This is a genomic window from Actinomadura decatromicini (assembly GCF_008121305.1).
GTDB lineage: Bacteria > Actinomycetota > Actinomycetes > Streptosporangiales > Streptosporangiaceae > Spirillospora > Spirillospora syzygii.
Genome location: NZ_VSRQ01000006.1, coordinates 257,129 through 274,421 on the forward strand (window position 1 = coordinate 257,129; position 17,293 = coordinate 274,421).

The 17,293-nt window shown below is 73.5% G+C and carries 16 protein-coding genes; 6 read left to right on the plus strand and 10 right to left on the minus strand.

Annotation, left to right across the window (positions count from 1 at the left end; translation table 11 throughout):
• Positions 1 to 63: 63 nt before the first annotated feature.
• The gene (locus FXF68_RS27420) at positions 64 to 849 is read right to left on the minus strand and encodes an SAM-dependent methyltransferase (protein ID WP_148764104.1); all 786 of its coding nucleotides are present in this window, start codon (positions 847 to 849) and stop codon (positions 64 to 66) included.
• 111 nt (positions 850 to 960) lie between these two features.
• Here FXF68_RS27420 and FXF68_RS27425 point away from each other — a divergent pair, with 111 nt between their 5' ends.
• From FXF68_RS27425 to glgX, 3 genes are all read left to right on the plus strand, one after another.
• Positions 961 to 1,509: a DUF4262 domain-containing protein gene (locus FXF68_RS27425; RefSeq protein ID WP_148764106.1), complete on the plus strand. Its 549-nt coding sequence runs from the start codon at positions 961 to 963 to the stop codon at positions 1,507 to 1,509.
• 50 nt (positions 1,510 to 1,559) lie between these two features.
• Entirely contained in the window at positions 1,560 to 2,174 is a 615-nt protein-coding gene (locus tag FXF68_RS27430; RefSeq protein ID WP_148764108.1) for a GNAT family N-acetyltransferase, read from the plus strand.
• Positions 2,175 to 2,271: 97 nt separating this feature from the next.
• Complete coding sequence (gene glgX / locus FXF68_RS27435) at positions 2,272 to 4,362, plus strand: glycogen debranching protein GlgX (protein WP_148764109.1); 2,091 nt, start codon at positions 2,272 to 2,274, stop codon at positions 4,360 to 4,362.
• 13 nt (positions 4,363 to 4,375) lie between these two features.
• Here glgX and FXF68_RS27440 read toward each other — a convergent pair whose 3' ends face one another.
• Positions 4,376 to 4,777 (minus strand): hypothetical protein, encoded by a 402-nt coding sequence (locus FXF68_RS27440; protein WP_148764110.1) that lies wholly within the window; start codon positions 4,775 to 4,777, stop codon positions 4,376 to 4,378.
• 160 nt (positions 4,778 to 4,937) lie between these two features.
• On the opposite strand from FXF68_RS27440, the gene FXF68_RS27445 reads away from it, so the two are divergent.
• Complete coding sequence (locus FXF68_RS27445) at positions 4,938 to 5,663, plus strand: pyrimidine reductase family protein (RefSeq protein ID WP_148764112.1); 726 nt, start codon at positions 4,938 to 4,940, stop codon at positions 5,661 to 5,663.
• Here FXF68_RS27445 and FXF68_RS27450 read toward each other — a convergent pair.
• Positions 5,645 to 6,346: a dihydrofolate reductase family protein gene (locus FXF68_RS27450; protein ID WP_148764114.1), complete on the minus strand. Its 702-nt coding sequence runs from the start codon at positions 6,344 to 6,346 to the stop codon at positions 5,645 to 5,647. The two genes, FXF68_RS27445 and FXF68_RS27450, sit on opposite strands and share 19 nt — an antisense overlap.
• A gap of 75 nt (positions 6,347 to 6,421) precedes the next feature.
• Between FXF68_RS27450 and FXF68_RS27455 the strand changes: the two genes are divergently transcribed.
• Positions 6,422 to 7,513: an ATP-dependent DNA ligase gene (locus FXF68_RS27455; protein WP_148764116.1), complete on the plus strand. Its 1,092-nt coding sequence runs from the start codon at positions 6,422 to 6,424 to the stop codon at positions 7,511 to 7,513.
• Between the two features lie 52 nt (positions 7,514 to 7,565).
• On the opposite strand, the gene FXF68_RS27460 is transcribed toward FXF68_RS27455, so the two are convergent.
• Positions 7,566 to 9,260, minus strand: a complete 1,695-nt coding sequence (locus FXF68_RS27460; protein WP_148764118.1) for an alkaline phosphatase D family protein — start codon at positions 9,258 to 9,260, stop codon at positions 7,566 to 7,568.
• 219 nt (positions 9,261 to 9,479) lie between these two features.
• Here FXF68_RS27460 and FXF68_RS27465 point away from each other — a divergent pair, with 219 nt between their 5' ends.
• Positions 9,480 to 11,885, plus strand: a complete 2,406-nt coding sequence (locus FXF68_RS27465) for a HelD family protein (RefSeq protein ID WP_148764120.1) — start codon at positions 9,480 to 9,482, stop codon at positions 11,883 to 11,885.
• A 13-nt stretch (positions 11,886 to 11,898) separates the two neighbouring features.
• On the opposite strand, the gene FXF68_RS27470 is transcribed toward FXF68_RS27465, so the two are convergent.
• From FXF68_RS27470 to FXF68_RS27495, 6 genes are all read right to left on the minus strand, one after another.
• Positions 11,899 to 12,843, minus strand: coding sequence for a hypothetical protein (locus tag FXF68_RS27470; RefSeq protein WP_148764122.1), 945 nt, complete (start codon positions 12,841 to 12,843; stop codon positions 11,899 to 11,901).
• Positions 12,844 to 12,847: 4 nt separating this feature from the next.
• Entirely contained in the window at positions 12,848 to 13,798 is a 951-nt protein-coding gene (locus tag FXF68_RS27475; protein ID WP_148764123.1) for a protein phosphatase 2C domain-containing protein, read from the minus strand.
• On the minus strand, positions 13,788 to 14,462 hold the full coding sequence (locus FXF68_RS27480; RefSeq protein WP_148764125.1) for a vWA domain-containing protein: 675 nt from the start codon (positions 14,460 to 14,462) through the stop codon (positions 13,788 to 13,790). Before FXF68_RS27480 ends, FXF68_RS27475 begins: the two co-directional genes overlap by 11 nt.
• 16 nt (positions 14,463 to 14,478) lie before the next feature.
• Positions 14,479 to 14,931, minus strand: a complete 453-nt coding sequence (locus FXF68_RS27485) for a hypothetical protein (protein WP_148764127.1) — start codon at positions 14,929 to 14,931, stop codon at positions 14,479 to 14,481.
• Complete coding sequence (locus FXF68_RS27490) at positions 14,928 to 16,298, minus strand: coiled-coil domain-containing protein (RefSeq protein ID WP_148764129.1); 1,371 nt, start codon at positions 16,296 to 16,298, stop codon at positions 14,928 to 14,930. Before FXF68_RS27490 ends, FXF68_RS27485 begins: the two co-directional genes overlap by 4 nt.
• 202 nt (positions 16,299 to 16,500) lie before the next feature.
• Complete coding sequence (locus FXF68_RS27495) at positions 16,501 to 17,196, minus strand: FadR/GntR family transcriptional regulator (protein WP_148764131.1); 696 nt, start codon at positions 17,194 to 17,196, stop codon at positions 16,501 to 16,503.
• Positions 17,197 to 17,293 lie beyond the last annotated feature (97 nt).

Here is a 17,293-nt window from a genome sequence, read left to right on the forward strand (position 1 = left end):
GTGAACACCGCCAAGATCATCCGGAATATATCAATTTCACCACCACCTATCCCGGCGTTTCGGTCAGCCCTTTCGGCCCACCGCGCCATAGGCGTCGATCAGCTCGGCGGCGTCGTCCGGCCGCCAGTGGGTGATCGGGACGAGCCCCGGCTCCACCACCTCCAGCCCCTCGAAGAAGCGGGCGAGCTGCGCGGGGGCGCGCAGCACGTACGGGACGCCCCCGCTCTCCACCAGCTTCTCGGCGCCGTCGACGACCTCGGAGCCGGTGTCGGTCCCGTCCCAGAGGACGAGGTGGCTGCCGGACGGGACCGCGTCCATCAGCCGCCCGACGATGGCGCGCGCGACGGCGAGGTCGGGCTCGTAGCCGAGCACCCCCATGAACATGACCGCCACCGGCTCGTCGAGGTCGAGGACCTCGCGCGCCTCCGCGAGGATCAGGTCGGGGTCGTGGTAGTCGGCGTGGACGTAGGTCGTCACGCCCTCCGCCGTCGTGTTGCCGAGCAGCGCGCGGGCGTGCACCAGCACCGTCGGATCGTTGTCGACGTAGACGATGCGGGACTCGGGCGCCACGTGCTGCGCGACCTCGTGGGTGTTCTCCATCGTCGGCAGGCCCGTGCCGACGTCGACGAACTGGCGGACGCCGCGGTCCTGCGCGAGGAACGTCACCGCGCGGATCAGGAACCGCCGCGACTCCCTCGCCATCGCGACGATCTCCGGGTAGACGGCGGCGACGGCGTCCCCCGCCGCCCGGTCGGACTCGTAGTTGTCCTTGCCGCCCATCCAGTAGTTCCAGATCCGCGCCGCGTGCGGGATCTCGGGCTGGACGGCGGCGGGCTCGGCTGCGGCCATGGCGGGCCTTCCTGGCGCGGGGCGGGGCCGGGCCGATCTCCCGGCCGTCCAATCATTCCGGAGACGGGCTGGCAGCGATACCGAGGGTCGATAGATCGTAAACTCAAGGTCATGTCCGAGGGCCGTTCCCCCTGCACGTGCGTGATCTGCCGCGACTACGGCGACCGCGACAAGCTGGACAACTTCCAGCTCCGCACGATCGTGCACATCACCGAGTACGGGTGGAGCGTCGTCCTCGTCCCGTCCGACGACGCCGGGCCCGGCTGGGCGTACACGATCGGGCTGTGGCACAGCCACCGCTCGCCCGAGCTCGCCATGTGCGGCGGCGACGTGTACGAGATGGAGGAGTCGCTGAACGCGCTCGGCCGGCACGCCGCCGAGGGCCGCGCCCCGGCCGACGGCGAGCGCCGCGACGGCGTCGTCCGCGGCCAGCCCGCCGCGTTCCGGGAGGTCGACCCGCGCTGGTACGACGGGCTGTTCGGCGGGGCCGTCGCGTTCTACCGGCGCCCGCCGCTGCCGATGCTCCAGGTCGTCTGGCCGAACCCGGAGGGCCTGTACCCGTGGCAGCCGGGCACCGAGCTGACCTTCCGGCACTCCCAGCCGTGGCTGTGGCTCAGCCCGAGCCAGCACCCCGCCGGAGCGTGGACGCAGCGGCTCTGACCGGCCCTTCCAGCGGGCTCTTCCCGTCCCCGGGACATACGATCGGCGGGGTGTACGGGCCGCTCGCCGAGACCATCCGGACCCGGCGCCTCGTCCTGGAGCCGCTGGCCGTCCAGCACGCCGACGAGCTGGCGCCCGTCCTCGCCGACCGGCGGCTGCACCGCTACACCGGCGGCGAGCCGCTCACCCTGCCCGAGCTGCGCGCCCGCTACGCGCGGCTCGTCGCGGGCCCCGCGCCGTTCCACCAGGAGGGCTGGCTGAACTGGGCCGTCCGCCGGATCCGGGACGGGCAGGCGGTCGGCTACGTCCAGGCGACCGTCGCTCCCGCGCCGCCCGGGTTCGCGGTGGCGCCGCCGTCCGCCGGGTCGACCGTCACGCCGGGACGGCCGCGTCCCCTCGCGTCCGTCGCCTGGGTGATCGGGATGCCGTACCAGGGGTTCGGGTTCGCGACCGAGGCCGCCCGCGCGCTGCTGGGCTGGCTGCTCGCGCACGGCGTCCGGGACGTCGTCGCGACCGTCCACCCGGACAACCGGCCGTCGGCGGCGGTCGCGGCCCGGATCGGGCTGCGCGCCACCGGCCGGACCACGGCCGACGGCGAGGACGTCTGGCGCCTCCCCCACGGCCTCTCCCACGACCTCCCCAACGACCTCCCCCACGGAGGGTGACACTCGTGACACTCGCGTGGCGGGCGGTGCGGCGCGGACGGACGCCGGGTAGGCCAGAATCGTCAAGCCAGGACGTACCGGCCGAGGAGTGGAGCGCATGGAGGTTTGGCCCGGGGACCCCTACCCGCTGGGCGCCACCTGGGACGGCACGGGCACCAACTTCGCCCTGTTCTCCGAGGTGGCCCAGCGGGTCGAGCTGTGCCTGTTCGACGACTCCGGACGCGAGACGCGCCGCGACCTCCCCGAGGTGGACGGCTTCGTCTGGCACGGCTACCTGCCCGGCGTCGGCCCCGGCCAGCGCTACGGGTACCGGGTGCACGGCCCGTTCGACCCGGGCGAGGGGCACCGGTGCAACCCGTCCAAGCTGCTGCTCGACCCGTACGGGAAGGCGGTGGAGGGCGGCGTCCGCTGGCACGAGTCGCTGTTCTCCTACCGGTTCGCCGACCCCGACGCGCTGAACGAGGACGACAGCGCCCCCTACATGCCGAAGAACGTCGTCGTGAACCCGTTCTTCGACTGGGGCGACGACCGGCCGCCGCGCGTCCCGTACCACGAGAGCGTCATCTACGAGGCGCACGTCAAGGGCCTGACGAAGCTGCACCCGGCCATCCCGGAGGAGCAGCGCGGGACGTACGCGGGCCTCGCCCACCCGGTGATGATCGACCACCTGCTCGACCTCGGTGTGACGGCCGTCGAGCTGATGCCGGTGCACCAGTCGATCCCCGAGCACGCGCTCGTCGCCCGCGGCCTCGACAACTACTGGGGCTACAACACGATCGGGTTCTTCGCCCCGCACAACTCCTACAGCTCGTCCGGGCAGTTCGGGGAGCAGGTGCTGGAGTTCAAGGCGATGGTCCGCGCGCTGCACGAGGCGGGCATCGAGGTCATCCTCGACGTCGTCTACAACCACACCGCCGAGGGCGACCACCTCGGCCCGACGCTGTCGTTCCGGGGCATCGACAACGCGTCCTACTACCGGCTCCGCGACGACGACAAGCGCTACCACCTCGACTACACGGGATGCGGGAACTCGCTGAACGTCCGGAACCCGCACGCGCTCCAGCTCATCATGGACTCGCTGCGCTACTGGATCCTGGAGATGCACGTCGACGGGTTCCGCTTCGACCTCGCGTCCGCGCTGGCCCGCGAGCTGCACGACGTCGACCGGCTCGCGGCGTTCTTCGACCTCGTCCAGCAGGACCCGGTCGTCTCGCAGGTCAAGCTGATCGCCGAGCCGTGGGACGTCGGCGAGGGCGGCTACCAGGTCGGCAACTTCCCCCCGCTCTGGACGGAGTGGAACGGCAAGTACCGCGACACCGTCCGCGACTTCTGGCGCGGCTCGTACGCGACGATGCCGGAGTTCGCGTCCCGGCTGACCGGGTCGTCCGACCTGTACGAGCACAGCGCGCGGCGGCCGTTCGCGTCCATCAACTTCGTCACCTGCCACGACGGGTTCACGCTGGCCGACCTCGTCTCCTACGACCACAAGCACAACGAGGCCAACGGCGAGGACAACCGCGACGGCACCGACGACAACCGGTCCTGGAACTGCGGCGTGGAGGGCCCCACCCGCGACCCGGACGTCCTCGACCTGCGCGCCCGGCAGCGCCGCAACTTCCTGGCGACGCTGTTCCTGTCGCAGGGCGTCCCGATGCTCTCGCACGGGGACGAGCTGGGCCGCACCCAGCGCGGCAACAACAACGCCTACTGCCAGGACAACGAGATCGCCTGGGTGCGGTGGGACGACTCCGACGACACCGAGTTCGTCCGGACGCTGTCGCGACTGCGGCGCGACCACCCGGTGTTCCGCCGCCGCCGCTTCTTCACCGGGACGGGCACCGGCGCCGCCGCCGACATCGCCTGGCTCACCCCGGCGGGCGAGGCCATGACCGACGAGGACTGGAACGTCGGCTTCGCCAAGTCGCTCGGCGTGTTCCTGAACGGCGACGCCATCACCGAGCCCGACCCGCGCGGCCGCCGCGTCCGCGACGACTCGTTCCTGCTGCTGGTCAACGCGGGCGCGGAGCCGGTCGAGTACACGCTGCCCGGCGGCGAGTACGGCGAGCGCTGGGAGTTCGCGCTCGACACGGCGGAGCCCGGGACGACCGGCGACCGGCCCCGCGTCAAGGCGCGCGACGTCGTCGCCGTCACCGGACGGTCCCTCGCGGTGCTCCGCAGGATCCCCTAGCCGCCGGCCGCCCCTACCCGCGCGTCACCTCCATCGCGGTGAGGAACACCAGGACGAACGTCGTCACGGCCACGCCCCCGTGGACGACGACCGCGGCCCTCGGGAACGACCGCTCGGCTCCGCGCGCGTGGCGGCCCCCGCCGCCGACGAGCCAGCGGGTGAACAGCATGAACCCCTGGAAGAAGACCACCAGCAGGGCCGCGAACGCGGCCCACGCGTACTCGGCGCGCCCGGTGACCAGGTAGCCGATCCAGAGCCCGAGCCCGGCCACCGCCGCCAGCGGATGGCCCGCCATGACGGCGATCGGGTACCGCGTCACCTTCGTCGCCCTCCCCTCGTGCGCCAGCCAGCCGACCAGCAGGTAGCCGCCCGCGACTGCGGCGACCACCCACGCGGCCAAAGCGGCGAATTTCAACCCCCCGCTCCTTTCGCTGCAATTTTCATCCCCGTCCCCCGCCCCCAGTGTCGCCCCGCGGCGGCTCCGCCATGACGGATTCGTACAGATTGGCGTACGGACCGTCACCGCGGCGGCCGCCGCGGGGCGCGCGCCGAACCGTGCAGTAACTTGGATTCCCATGCGAGCACTGACCCCGGAGGACGGCGAGGTCGACCTCGCCGAGCGCTACGCCTACCCGCCGGACGGCACCTGGCTGCGCGCCAACATGGTCGCGAGCCTCGACGGAGCGGCGCAGCGCGACGAGCGCAGCGCGGGCCTCGGCGGCCCCGCCGACCGCCGCCTGTTCCTGCTGCTGCGCGGCCTGGCCGACGTCGTCATCGTCGGCGCCGAGACGGTCCGCGCCGAGGGCTACGGCCCGGTGCGGCCGAACGACGACTGGGGCGGCGCCCGGGACGGGCGGTCGCCCGTCCCGCCGCTGGCGATCGTCTCGCGGTCCCTCGACCTGGACTTCGACGCCCCCGTCTTCACCGAGGCGAGGGCGGACGCGCGGACGATCGTGCTGACGGCCGCGGCCGCCGACCCGGTGCGGCTGAAGGCGGCGCGGGAGCGCGCCGACGTGATCGTCGCCGGGGAGCAGCTGCTCGACTTCCAGGGTGCCGTCCGCGCGCTCGCCGAGCGGGGCCACCGGCGCCTGCTGTGCGAGGGCGGTCCGAGCATCCTCGCCCAACTCGTGGGGGTCGGCCTGCTGGACGAGTTGTGCCTCACCCTGAGCCCGCAACTCCTCAGCGGGACCCCGACGCGGATTTTGAACGGGCCGCCGGTGCCCGTCCCGCAGGAGTTGGCCCTCGCCGACGCGCTCCGCGACGACGACTTCCTCTTCCTCCGCTACACCCGCAGGCGGTAGCGGACGAACAGCACGCCCTCGTCGAGGTAGAGGGCGGCGGGGTCGAGCGGGACCTCGGCGTCCAGGCCGTCCAGGAGGCGGGTGTGCCGGGCCGTGCCCAGCAGCGTCGGCGCGATGTTGAGGCACAGCTCGTCGACGAGTGACGCCCTGATCAGCGCGGACGCCAGCGCCGGGCCGCCCTCGCAGAGCAGCCGCCCAAGCCCGAGGTCCTCGCGGAGCGCCCGGACGGCGGCGGGCAGGTCGACGCCGTCCTCGCCCGCGACGACCACCTGGACGCCGCCGGGGACCTGCCGCCGCGCGGCGCGCGACGTGACGACGATGGTCGGCGTCTCGGCCTCGGTGAACAGCGGGAGCGTCCAGTCGAAGTCGGGGGCGCGGCTCACCACGACGATCGGCGCGGGCGGTCCGCCGCGCCGCGCGCGCAGGTCGGGACGCAGGCGGGCGGGGCCGAGGCGTCCCGTCCGGACCGTCCCGGCCCCGACGAGGATCGCGTCGGCGAGGGCGCGCAGGGTGCGGAAGACGCGGAAGTCGGCGGCGCCGCCGAGGCCGTCCGTCCAGCCGTCGGCGTCGGTGGCGGAGCCGTCCGCGCTCATCACCATGCCGAGCCGCAGGCCCGGCGCGTCGCCGTAGGCGACGTACGGGTCGACGCCGCCGACCGGGGGCTCGGGCAGGAGACGGCGCATGACCTGCAGGTTATCGGACGGATTCGCGGCGACCCGGCGTGCGGGACTGTCGGTGGCAGGGCGCACTATAGGGGGATGGACCTGCCGATCAGCCCGCCGCTGCCGCCGATGCTGGCCAAGGCGGTCAAGACCATGCCCAAGGGCGACCTGCTCTACGAGCCGAAGTGGGACGGCTTCCGCTGCATCGTGTTCCGCGACGGCGACGAGGTGGAGCTGTCCAGCCGGGGCGAGAAGCCGCTCACCCGGTACTTCCCCGAGCTGGTCGAGGCGGCCAGGCGCGAGCTGCCGGAGCGGTGCGTGGTGGACGGCGAGATCGTCCTGCCGAAGGGGACGCGCCTCGACTTCGACGCCCTCCAGCAGCGCATCCACCCGGCCGCGTCGCGGGTCAAGCTCCTGGCGGAGGAGACGCCCGCCTCGTTCGTGGCGTTCGACCTGCTCGCCCTCGGCGACGAGTCGCTGCTCGAAGTGCCGCTCGGGGAGCGCCGGGCGCGGCTCGTCGAGACGCTCGCCGGGGCGAAGGCGCCGATCCACGTGACGCCCGCGTCCGACTCCTACGAGCTGGCGCTGCGCTGGTTCGACGAGTTCGAGGGCGCCGGGCTCGACGGCGTCATCGCCAAGCCGCGCGACACCGTCTACGAGCCCGACAAGCGGGTGCTGTTCAAGGTCAAGCACGAGCGGACGGCCGACTGCGTGGTGGCCGGGTTCCGCTGGCACAAGTCCGGGCCGATCGTGGGGTCGCTGCTGCTCGGCCTCTTCAACTCGGAGGGCAAGCTCCAGCACGTCGGGGTGGCGGCGTCCTTCACGATGAAGCGCCGCGCCGAGCTGGTCGACGAGCTCCAGCCGTACCGGCTGGAGAACCTCGCCGAGCATCCGTGGTCGGAGTGGGCGAGCCAGAGCGAGGCGACCGCCGACCGCATGCCCGGCGCCGTCTCCCGCTGGACGGGCAAGAAGGACCTGAGCTGGGTGCCGCTGCGTCCCGAGCTGGTCGTCGAGGTGGCCTACGAGGGGATGGAGGGCGACCGCATCCGGCACACCGCCCGCTTCCGGAACTGGCGGCCCGACCGGACGCCGGAGTCGTGCACGTACGAGCAGCTGGAGGTGCCGGTCGCCTACGACCTCGGCGACATCCTCTCCGGCGGCGCGACGAACGCCCGCGCCGACCGCTGACGGACGCCGAGGAACGGGGTCCGGCGGCGCGCCGGACCCCGTCGAGCGGCGGTCAGGGCCGCTCGGTCTCGTTCTCCACGGTCTGGCGGATTAGATCCCGCTCCGATCGCGCCGACGCCTTGGCCGACTGGTAGGGGCGGAGGTAGGTCTGCCTGACGCCCGGCACGCGGTCCTCGATGACGTACGTCGCCTTGACGGACGCCTTCGCGCCCGGCGTCCGCACGGTCGGCACCGTCGTGAAGTCAGCTTTGAACTCGTCCTTGCCGATCTTCGTCAGGACGTAGCCGCGCTGGTTGTTGTAGAACCGCAGATGCGGGTTGATCTTGAGGTAGGGGTGGTCGGCGGGGTTGGAGTCCGCGCCGTCGCCGGTGCTGGTGATGGACGTGGCGACCAGCTCGGACCCGACCGTCTTCGAGCCGGGGTCGTCGTAGTCGGCCTTGAGGTCGCTCGCCCAGTGGGCGTGGACGTCGCCGGTGAGCACGACCGGGTTGCGGACCTTCGCGTCCAGCCAGCCCTTGGTGATCCGGTCGCGGGACGCGGCGTAGCCGTCCCAGGAGTCCATCGAGGTCTTCTTGACCGGCCCGGCGGTGTTGTCGCGCTGCGCGAAGAACACCTGCTGGCCGAGGACGTCCCAGCGGGCGGTGGAGCGGCGGAAGCCGTCCAGCAGCCACTTCTCCTGCCTGTCGCCGGTGATGGAGCGCTTCGGGTCGAGGGCGGCGGGGCAGTCCTTGTAGCCGTCGCCGCACGCCTGGTCGTCGCGGAACTGGCGGGTGTCGAGCATGTGGAACGTCGCGAGCCGGCCCCACTGGACGCGCCGGTACACCTGGATGTCGGGGCCGTTCGGGATCGAGGCGCGGCGCAGCGGCATGTTCTCGTAGTACGCCTGGAACGCGGCGGCCCGGCGGGCGCGGAACGCCGCCGGGGACGGGGTGTCGGACCCCTCCTCGGGCACGTCGTCGGCCCAGTTGTTCTCCACCTCGTGGTCGTCGAAGACGACGAGCCACGGCGCGGCCTGGTGCGCGGCCTGGAGGTCGCGGTCGGTCTTGTACTGGGCGTGGCGGAGCCGGTAGTCCGCCAGCGTGACGGTCTCGGGGCCCTCGTGGTCGCGGACGTTGCCGCCCGGGATCGTGTAGACGCCCTTCTTGTACTCGTACTGGTAGTCGCCCAGGTGCAGGATCAGGTCGGGGTGCTGCTCGGCGAGCCGCCGGTAGGCGGTGAAGTAGCCGTGCTCGTACTGGGAGCACGACACGAACGCCATGGCGAGCGCGGGTCCGAACGTGGCGGGGTGGGGAGCGGTGCGGGTGCGCCCGGCCGGGGAGACGTACTTGCCGGTGCGGAAGCGGTACCAGTAGTCGCTGCCCGGCCGCAGGCCGTTCAGCTCGACGTGGACGGAGTGCGCGGACTGCGGGCGCGCGGCGGCGGTGCCGCGCCGCTCGACGCGCCGGAAGCGCTCGTCGGACGCGACCTCCCAGGCGACGGGGATCGTCCGGGACGGCATGCCGCCGCGGCCGTCGTCGGCGAGCGGGTCGAGCGCGAGCCTCGTCCAGAGGACGAAGCCGCCGGGGTCGGGGTCGCCGGACGCGACGCCGAGGGTGAACGGGTCGCCGGCCAGGGCTCGGGAGCGGGGGGCGGCGGCCTGCGCGGTGCCGGGGACGCCGGCCATGGCGACGGCGGTGGCGAGACCGCCGGTGACGAGGAAGGATCGCCGGTCGAGCGGACGGGGGTTGTCGGCCAGAGAGTCGGCCATGTGTCGCGACCTTTCGGAGATTTCCGGCATGCAACGCCGGAATCCTCACCAAGGACCGTGACCTCGGAGCACCGCGCGGGTGACGTCCGCCGCAACAAAGAAGATCTTCTGGGCGGCCCGGAAAGATCGCGCGCGACGCGCGAAAAGGATGGTAAGGTGGCGACTCGCATCATCGCGCACAGACTTAACCCATCCTCTGTATAGGAGAGTACCTGAGACATGGGACTCCGTCAAGCGGACGCTGTCAACCCCTCCGGCGAGGAAACGGCGCGCCGGGCCGCGCTGCGCGCCGAGCAGGAGTACGTCTCCCGCGTGTACGCGCGGCTCGACGTCGAGCGGGCGCGGGCCGAGCAGGCGCTGCGCGCGGGCCCGGCGGCGGGCGGCGGCAGCGTGCTGCAGGCCCGGGTGGAGAGCGCCGTCGCGACCGAGGAGGCGGCCCGGCGGCTGGCCCGGCTCGGCGGCGTCGAGCACGGCCTGTGCTTCGGCCGCATCGACCACCGCGCGGACGCGGGCGGCCCCGGCGACACGTTCTACGTCGGCCGCATCGGGCTGCGCGACGAGGACCACGAGCCGCTGCTGATCGACTGGCGGGCCGCCGCCGCCCGCCCGTTCTACACCGCCACCCCCGGCGCGCCCGGCACCCTCGCGCGCCGCCGCCACCTGCACCTGCGCGGCCGCGAGGTGGCCCGGCTCGACGACGAGGTCTTCGACCTGGAGGGCCTGGAGGAGTCCGAGCGGCGCGGCATCGTCGGCGAGGCCGCGCTGCTCGCCACGCTCCGCCGCGGCCGGACGGGACGCATGAGCGACGTCGTCGCCACCATCCAGGAGGAGCAGGACCAGGTCATCCGGTCGGGTCTGCAAGGGGTGCTCGTCGTCCAGGGCGGTCCGGGCACCGGGAAGACGGTCGCGGCCCTGCACCGCGCCGCGTACCTGCTCTACACGCACCGGGACGTCCTCGAACGGCGCGGCGTGCTCGTCGTCGGGCCGAACGCCACGTTCCTGCGCTACATCGAGCAGGTCCTCCCCGGGCTGGGCGAGACGGACGTCGCGCTGGCCACCGTCGGCGAGCTGTACCCGGGCTTGAAGGCGACCGCAGTGGACCGTCCCGACGTCGCCGTAGTCAAGGGCGACCTCCGGATGGCGGATCTCGTGCAGGCGGCCGTGCGCGACCGGCAACGCGCACCCGCCGAGGGCCTGAGCGTCGAGTACGAGGGCATCACCCTGGTCGTGGACGCCGAGAACTGCGAGCGGATCAGGGACACCGCGCGCTCTCTGCCCCTCCCCCACAACATGCAGCGGCGGCGCTTCGTCCACGACCTGCTGGAGGCCCTCGCCTTCAACCGGGCCGAGCAGTACGACCGCATCATGGACGAGCCCCTGGAGGAGATCGCCAGGAACGGCGGGCTGCCCGACTGGATCCAGGAACTCATCGACGAAGCCGAGGACGAACCCCTCCTGGACGAGGCCGACCTCCGTCTCGCCAAGGCGGACCTCTGGCACGACACCGCCGTCCGCGCCGCCGTCAACGCGCTGTGGCCCGAACTGACCCCCGAACGGCTCCTGACCGAACTCTTCGCCGACCCGGGCCGGGTCGCCGCACAGGCCGGTCTGACCGAGGCCGAGGCCGACCTCCTGCGGCGTCCCGCCGGGAGCCCGTGGACGGTCTCCGACGTCCCCCTCCTGGACGAGGCCGCCGACCTCCTCGGCAAGGACGACTCCGCCGAGAAGGCCCGCGCGCGCGCCGCCGCGGCCAAGCGCGCGGAGGAGGCGCGGTACGCGCAGGAGGTCATCCAGACGACCGACTCGACCGATGCCGAGAAGCTCACCGCGAGCGACCTGCTCTCCGGGAGCGACCTGGCCGAGCGCCACGAGGACGGCGGGCCGCCGCTCACCACCGCCCAGCGCGCCCTGGCCGACCGCGAATGGGCGTACGGGCACGTGATCGTGGACGAGGCGCAGGAGCTGTCCGCGATGGCGTGGCGGACGGTCATGAAGCGCGTCCCGACCCGGTCCCTGACCGTCGTCGGCGACATCGCGCAGACCGGCAGCGCGGCGGGCGCCGCGTCCTGGGGGCAGATGCTCGACCGGTACGTCCCCGGCCGCTGGCGGGAGCAGCGCCTCCTCGTCAACTACCGGACGCCCGCCGCCATCATGCGGGTCGCCGCGGACGTCCTCGCCGCCGTCGCGCCCGGCGAGACGCCGCCGGTGCCCGTCCGGGACGACGGCCCGCCGCCCGCCGCGCTCGCGCTGCCGGCCGCCGAGCTGGGCCCGCTCGTGCGGTCCGAGCTGTCGCTCGTCGCCGGAGGCGGGTCGGACGGCCCGTTCACCGAGGGGCGGCTCGCCGTGGTCACCTCCGCCGCGTGGCGGCCCGGCGTCCTCGCGGCGCTGCCGGACGCCGCCGTCGGCGCGACCCCGGAGGCCCTCGACTCCCCCGCCGTCGTGCTGACCGCCGAGGAGGCGAAGGGCCTGGAGTTCGACTCGGTCATCGTGGCCGACCCGGCCGGGATCCTCGCCGAGTCGCCGAAGGGCGGCCAGGACCTGTACGTCGCGCTGACCCGGGCCACGCGGCGGCTGACGGTCGTCCACGACGGCGAGCTGCCCGCGCTCCTGTCGAGCCTGGGCTGACCGCCGCGCACCGCTACGCCGGGGGCAACTGGATCATCGGCCGCTGCCCCCGGCCGCCGTCGAGCGGCGCCTGCGGCAGCGACGGCGGCCTCCGGACCGGCGGCAGCGGGTCGAGCTCGATCACGCCGCGCTCGTCGAGCGCCCTGGCCCACCGCGCCGCGTCCGGGCGCAGGCCGCGCGGCCGCGCCGCCTCGGCGAACCGCTCGGACACCTCGCCCGCGATCCGGTCCGGGACGCCCGCCACGAACGGCACCGGCCGTCCCGGACGCAGCCCCGACGCCTTCGCGAGGACGCGTGCCACGAGCAGGGCCAGCTTGTACCGGTCGGTGTCGAGGTCGGGGCCGGTGGACGGCTGCTCCGGGTCGTCCCAGTCCGGGGTGGACGGCTGCGCCATGACGGGCTTCTCCCCCGTCTCGCGGATCCCGTCGCAGTCGAGCAGGAACACGTTCCCCGCCGGGGACCAGAGCAGGTTGCTCATCGACACGTCGCCCACCACGAGCCGGTTCGCGTGCAGCAGCCGGAACAGGGACACGGTCCCGCGCGCGATCTCCAGCCGTCCCGCCGCGTCCGGCGGCGTGATGTCGCCCCACAGCGCCTTCGGCTCGTAGAGGAGGTACTGCAACTCGCGGAGCTTCGGCCCCGGCGCCGCCCTCCCCCAGAACTCCGCCGGGACGCGCCGCATCACGAAGCCCCTGACGTGCCCGCCGTCGAGGACGCGCGCGAGCGGCCACGCCGTCTGCCGGAGCAGCGCGTCACGATGCGCCTGGCTCAGGTCGGCGGGCAGCTCGACGAGGCGTTTCAGGGCGGCGCCGTTCACCGTCGCGGGGTGGAGGTACTCCTTGAACACGTGGCCGCCGCCCGCCCCGAGCAGCTCGTGGACCTTCCCCTGCCCGCCCGAGCCGACCTCCGCGCCCAGCGAGAGGTCGGCCAGCCGCAGGTCGCCGCCGCTCGGCCACATCGCGCTACCCGGCCCAGACACAGACGGCCGAGCGGTCGTCGCCGAAGGACTTCGCCCGGAACCCGAGCTGCCAGCCGAACTCCAGGATGCCCGGCGGCTCGTCGGAACGGGCCCACCACTCCTGGAGCTGCGTCCGCACCTCTTCGCTCCGCATCGGGTTCGACAGGCCGTCGCTGCAGAGCATGAGCACCTCGCCCCTGCCCAGAGCACCCTTCCGCGTGCGCACGGCGGACGGATGGCTCGGGAGGGCGTAGGTGGCGGTGTCCAGGATCCCGTCTTCGGACGGCCGCGGCGGGTCGAGCTCGGCCAGTTCCCCGTTCCGCAGCAGGTAGGCCGGGCTGTCGCCGACGCGCAGCACCGCGAACCGGTGGCGTCCGTCGGCGGGGGCGACCTCCACGACCGCCGCCACGAGCGTGGTGGACAGCGACGCGGGCGGCAGGTCGTGCCTGTGCGCCCAGTTCTCCATCGCCATTGCGATCCATCTGGCGGTGGCGGCGAACCCGTCGCCGTGGTCCCACGTCCAGTCCGGGGGCAGCTTCTCGACCTCTTCGCGGAGGTAGGCGCAGGCCAGCGCGGAGCCCCGGTGCGAGTTCGGCTGGCTGCCCACGCCGTCCGCGACGCACGCGACCAGGGCGTCGCCGCCCGCGAGCGTCACCGGCCAGAGGGCCACCGAGTCCTGGCGCGGCTCGCCGTAGTAGCGGTGCTCGTCACCGCGCAGGGACGCGGCCCGGACGACGAGGCGCTCGAAGTCGGCGCCGTCGAGGACCGTGTCGGGGACGGCCTCGTCCGACCGCGGAAGCCCGCGCGGGACCCCGCCCTTCGGATGCGGATTGCGATACGACGGCGGGCGCTCGAACGCCTCGCCCGGCAGGTGCGGCGGAGCGGGCGCCACCGTTCCGAGCGCCGGCCGCCATTCGTCGTCGGAACGGTCCGGCACGAGCCGCTCAGACGACATCGGCGGGGATGGTCGTGAAGCCGGGGACCGTGTCCGGCATCGCCAGGGTCATCCCGCCGTCCGCACCGCCGGACGTCCCGGACCGCACGATCGACCGGATCAACGACTGCGCGAACTCCTGCAACGCCTGCGCGGGCTTGAGCGTGCCGTTGTAGGAAAATGCTCGAACGGTGGCGATCTGCTTGATGATTCCCTCGTCAGCCTCGTTGAAGGCGAACGCCAAAATGTTCGGACGAGCGCTCCAGGACGGATCGACGACCCGCTGATAGGCCACATGCCAGTCGGCGGAGTCGTTGGGCTGGCCATCGCTGAGGAAGAACACGGCGGGCCGGAGAACCTGGTGGCCGTCCTGCTTGAGCCGCGCCACGTCCTGCTCGATCGTGCTCCGGAGAAGGGTGAACACGGTGCCGTACTCGGTCCCGCCGTTGGCGGACATCGCGGGCATCGTCGTCAGCTCGCTCAGATCCGCGAGCGGCAGCAGCACCTGGGCCTCGTGATTGAAGCTGATGATGCAGAAACGGGTCTTGTCCGCGACCACGGGATTGCTGCCGATCTCCCTGTGCAGATCCGGTAGGCAGCCGTTGATCGCGTCGACTCCGTCCGGTCCTTCCATCGACCACGATTCGTCGCAGACGAGGTAGAAGGGCAGGACCTGTTCGCTCATCCGTGGGCTCCCTGGGTCAGTTCTTGTAGAAGAGGTAGATGTTGAGCATCACCTCGCCGCCGGAGGCTCCGAGGAGCTGGAAGTCGCGGGTGGCGACGCCGGCGAAGAGGGCGCCGTCGGCGCGTTCGAGCAGGCGGTTCACGTCGTGGGCGAACGCCTCGCCGCCGTTGTTCTGGGCGCCGAAGGTCAGCACGATGCCCGCCTTGCGGCCGCGCAGGACCGGCTTGGCCTGGATGGCGCGGCGCAGCGCCTCGACCGCGCCCTGCCGTCCGGCGCGGGCGTCGTCGGGGTCGACGGAGAGCGTGACCTTGACGAAGCGGCGTTCCAGCGCCTGCCGGGGCGGCGGGGACGGCTGCGCGACGGGACGCGGCGGCGGGTCCTGCGTGCCGAGCGCGACGATGGCGAACGCGAGCAGGAGGTCGGCGAACAGCCAGCCCGCGATGGCGGTGACGGCCACCCGCAGGTTCACCGGAACCAGCGCCTTCGGCCGCCCGTCCGGCCGAGCCGGTCGCAGAGGTCGTCCATCGACCGGCGCAGCTCGGCGAACTCGGCGATGACGGCGTCGGCGCGCTTGTCGGCGAGGGGCATGCCGTCGAGCAGCCGGTCCAGTTCCATCCGCATGGCGCTGACGGCGGCGGACACGCCGTCCTCGAAGTCCTGGAGCGCGGGCTCCATCCCGCCGAGCGCGCGGGACGTGCGGTCCATGAGCTCCTCGACCCGGCCGACGATCAGGCCGAGGTGCTCGGCGGTGGTCTCGTGGCGGTGCGAGTAGAGGGCGCCCTCGGTGCGCCAGTCGTCGAGCGCGGCGCGCAGGGCCGTCCCGCCGCTGTCGAGGGCCGCGGCGATGCGGTCGCCGAGGCGTTCGCGGTCGGCGTCGGCGGCGGTGCGCAGCTCGGCGGCGGCCGCCGCGACGCCCTCGCGCAGCCGTTCGGAGTCGGCGGTCGCGGAGCGGCCGAGCTCCGCCGCGGCGTCGGCGACGGACGCGCTGGCCGCCGAGACCTCCGTGAGGCGGCGGCCGACGCCCTCGGTGGCGTCCCCGATCCGCTCGGCGGCGGCGCGGACTGCGTCGTCGCTCTTCAGCAGGGCGGCGGCGAGCGTCTCGACGCGCTCCATGGCCCGCTGCGCCTCGCGCTGCAGGTCGCCGGCCGCCGTGCCCGCCTTCCGCGCCTCCTCGGCGGCGTCCTCGAGCCGCCGCGCCGCGTGGTCGACGCGGGAGGCGTCGTCCAGCCGGAACCGGCCGAGGTGGAAGTCGGCGGCGGTGAGCGCGCCCGCGAGGTCGCGGCCGAGCCGGGCCCGCTCCCGCGCGTCGGCCCGGTCGGACGCCCTGCGGTGCAGCGCCTGCGCCAGCGAGATGGTGATCAGTACGCCGATGGCGAGCAGCGTCCACAGCGCGATGCGGTCGAAGTAGAACCCGCCGCCGAGCCTGCCGTTGAAGCCGGTCTGCCACTGTTCGAGGAACGACTTGCCCGCGAGGGCGGTGTCCCCGCGGCTCTTCCGGTAGGCGCTCGTCGCCTTGTAGAGGCCCACCCAGGTCAACATGATCGGCAGGAAGATCAGCACGGCGGGCAGCAGGTCGAGGACGGTCCCGGCGCGCCGCCGGAACGCGGGCTCGGCGCGGTCTCCGACGGTGTCCTCGCGCAGGAACGCCGCGTACAGGTCGACGGCGGCCCAGCGTTCGAGGTCGCGGTCGGCGTCGAGGTCGTCGGCCAAGCGCCCGAGCTGGGAAGACCGTCCGCCGAGGCGCTCCTCCGCCGCCAGGGCCCGGAGCAGTGCCACCGTCTCGCCGCGATCGAAAAGGTCCGGCGGGCCGACCGCACGGCCCTGTGTCACCGTCACGCAAATGCCCCTATTTTCGGTATTCGTACGACCTTCAGCGGATCTCTCCGCTCACACCCCTGTTGCTCGGCGAACATACGGATTGTGAGTGATCTGCTTCGGGTGGCACCGCGTCATCCGCCACACTGACCGCATTCGGACGTTCACTCCGGATCACCCTCCGAGCCTCGCTCCGGTAGTGCTACGGTCACCGGCCGTCGCGTCAGGGGGTGTGCTGGAGGGCGGCGAGGGTCTCCCGGAGCTCGGCCTCGATGATGCGCCCGGCGGCGGAGGCGTCGCGGTCGCGGACGGCCTCGACCAGGGCGGCGTGGGCGGCGCGGCCGTGCGCCGCGTCGGCGGCGCGGACGTCCACCAGGGCGGCGAGGTCGAGGAGGCCGTCGCGCAGGACGGGCACGAACCCGGCGAACAGGTCGGCGAGCACGGGGTTGCCCGCGGCGGCGACGACGGCGGTGTGCAGCGCGATGTCGGCGTCGATGAACGCCTCGACGGCGGGCCCGGCGAGGGCGGCGTCGCGGGCTTCGAGGGCGGCGTCGAGCGCGGCGAGGTCGGCCGGCGTCCGCCGGTCCGCGGCCAGCTCGGCGGCGCGCACCTCCACCATCATGCGGATCTCGTAGACGTCGGCGACGGACGCGCGGCGCAGCCGGGTCGGCCAGTCCTCGTCCGGCTCGGTGGCGGTCACGAAGACGCCGGAGCCGTGCCGGGCCTGGACGAGCCCCGCCCCCGCCAGCGCCCGCAGCGCCTCGCGGACGGTCGAGCGGCCCACCCCCAGCTCCTTCGCGAGGGTCGTCTCGCCGGGGAGCTTCGTCCCGACCGGCCAGGTCCCGGCGGCGATCTGGTCGCGCAGCCGGTCGGCGGCCTGCTCGACGAGCGGGCTGGGACGGAGCGGGCCGAGCGGCATGCGGTTCTCCTCCGGCGGGCGCCGCACGGTGGGTGTGGCGCGGCGGGGGCTGTGCGGTGGGGGCTGTGCGGTTGGGCGGCAGGCGGTGTCCGCCGAG

What these genes read in the sequence shown, in the direction of transcription:
- FXF68_RS27420 (WP_148764104.1), bottom strand. Translation starts at nt 849, where the DNA reads ATGGCCGCAGCCGAGCCCGCCGCCGTCCAGCCCGAGATCCCGCACGCG.
- FXF68_RS27425 (WP_148764106.1), top strand. Translation starts at nt 961, where the DNA reads ATGTCCGAGGGCCGTTCCCCCTGCACGTGCGTGATCTGCCGCGACTAC.
- glgX (WP_148764109.1), top strand. Translation starts at nt 2,272, where the DNA reads ATGGAGGTTTGGCCCGGGGACCCCTACCCGCTGGGCGCCACCTGGGAC.
- FXF68_RS27445 (WP_148764112.1), top strand. Translation starts at nt 4,938, where the DNA reads ATGCGAGCACTGACCCCGGAGGACGGCGAGGTCGACCTCGCCGAGCGC.
- FXF68_RS27450 (WP_148764114.1), bottom strand. Translation starts at nt 6,346, where the DNA reads ATGCGCCGTCTCCTGCCCGAGCCCCCGGTCGGCGGCGTCGACCCGTAC.
- FXF68_RS27455 (WP_148764116.1), top strand. Translation starts at nt 6,422, where the DNA reads ATGGACCTGCCGATCAGCCCGCCGCTGCCGCCGATGCTGGCCAAGGCG.
- FXF68_RS27460 (WP_148764118.1), bottom strand. Translation starts at nt 9,260, where the DNA reads ATGGCCGACTCTCTGGCCGACAACCCCCGTCCGCTCGACCGGCGATCC.
- FXF68_RS27465 (WP_148764120.1), top strand. Translation starts at nt 9,480, where the DNA reads ATGGGACTCCGTCAAGCGGACGCTGTCAACCCCTCCGGCGAGGAAACG.
- FXF68_RS27470 (WP_148764122.1), bottom strand. Translation starts at nt 12,843, where the DNA reads ATGTGGCCGAGCGGCGGCGACCTGCGGCTGGCCGACCTCTCGCTGGGC.
- FXF68_RS27475 (WP_148764123.1), bottom strand. Translation starts at nt 13,798, where the DNA reads ATGTCGTCTGAGCGGCTCGTGCCGGACCGTTCCGACGACGAATGGCGG.
- FXF68_RS27480 (WP_148764125.1), bottom strand. Translation starts at nt 14,462, where the DNA reads ATGAGCGAACAGGTCCTGCCCTTCTACCTCGTCTGCGACGAATCGTGG.
- FXF68_RS27495 (WP_148764131.1), bottom strand. Translation starts at nt 17,196, where the DNA reads ATGCCGCTCGGCCCGCTCCGTCCCAGCCCGCTCGTCGAGCAGGCCGCC.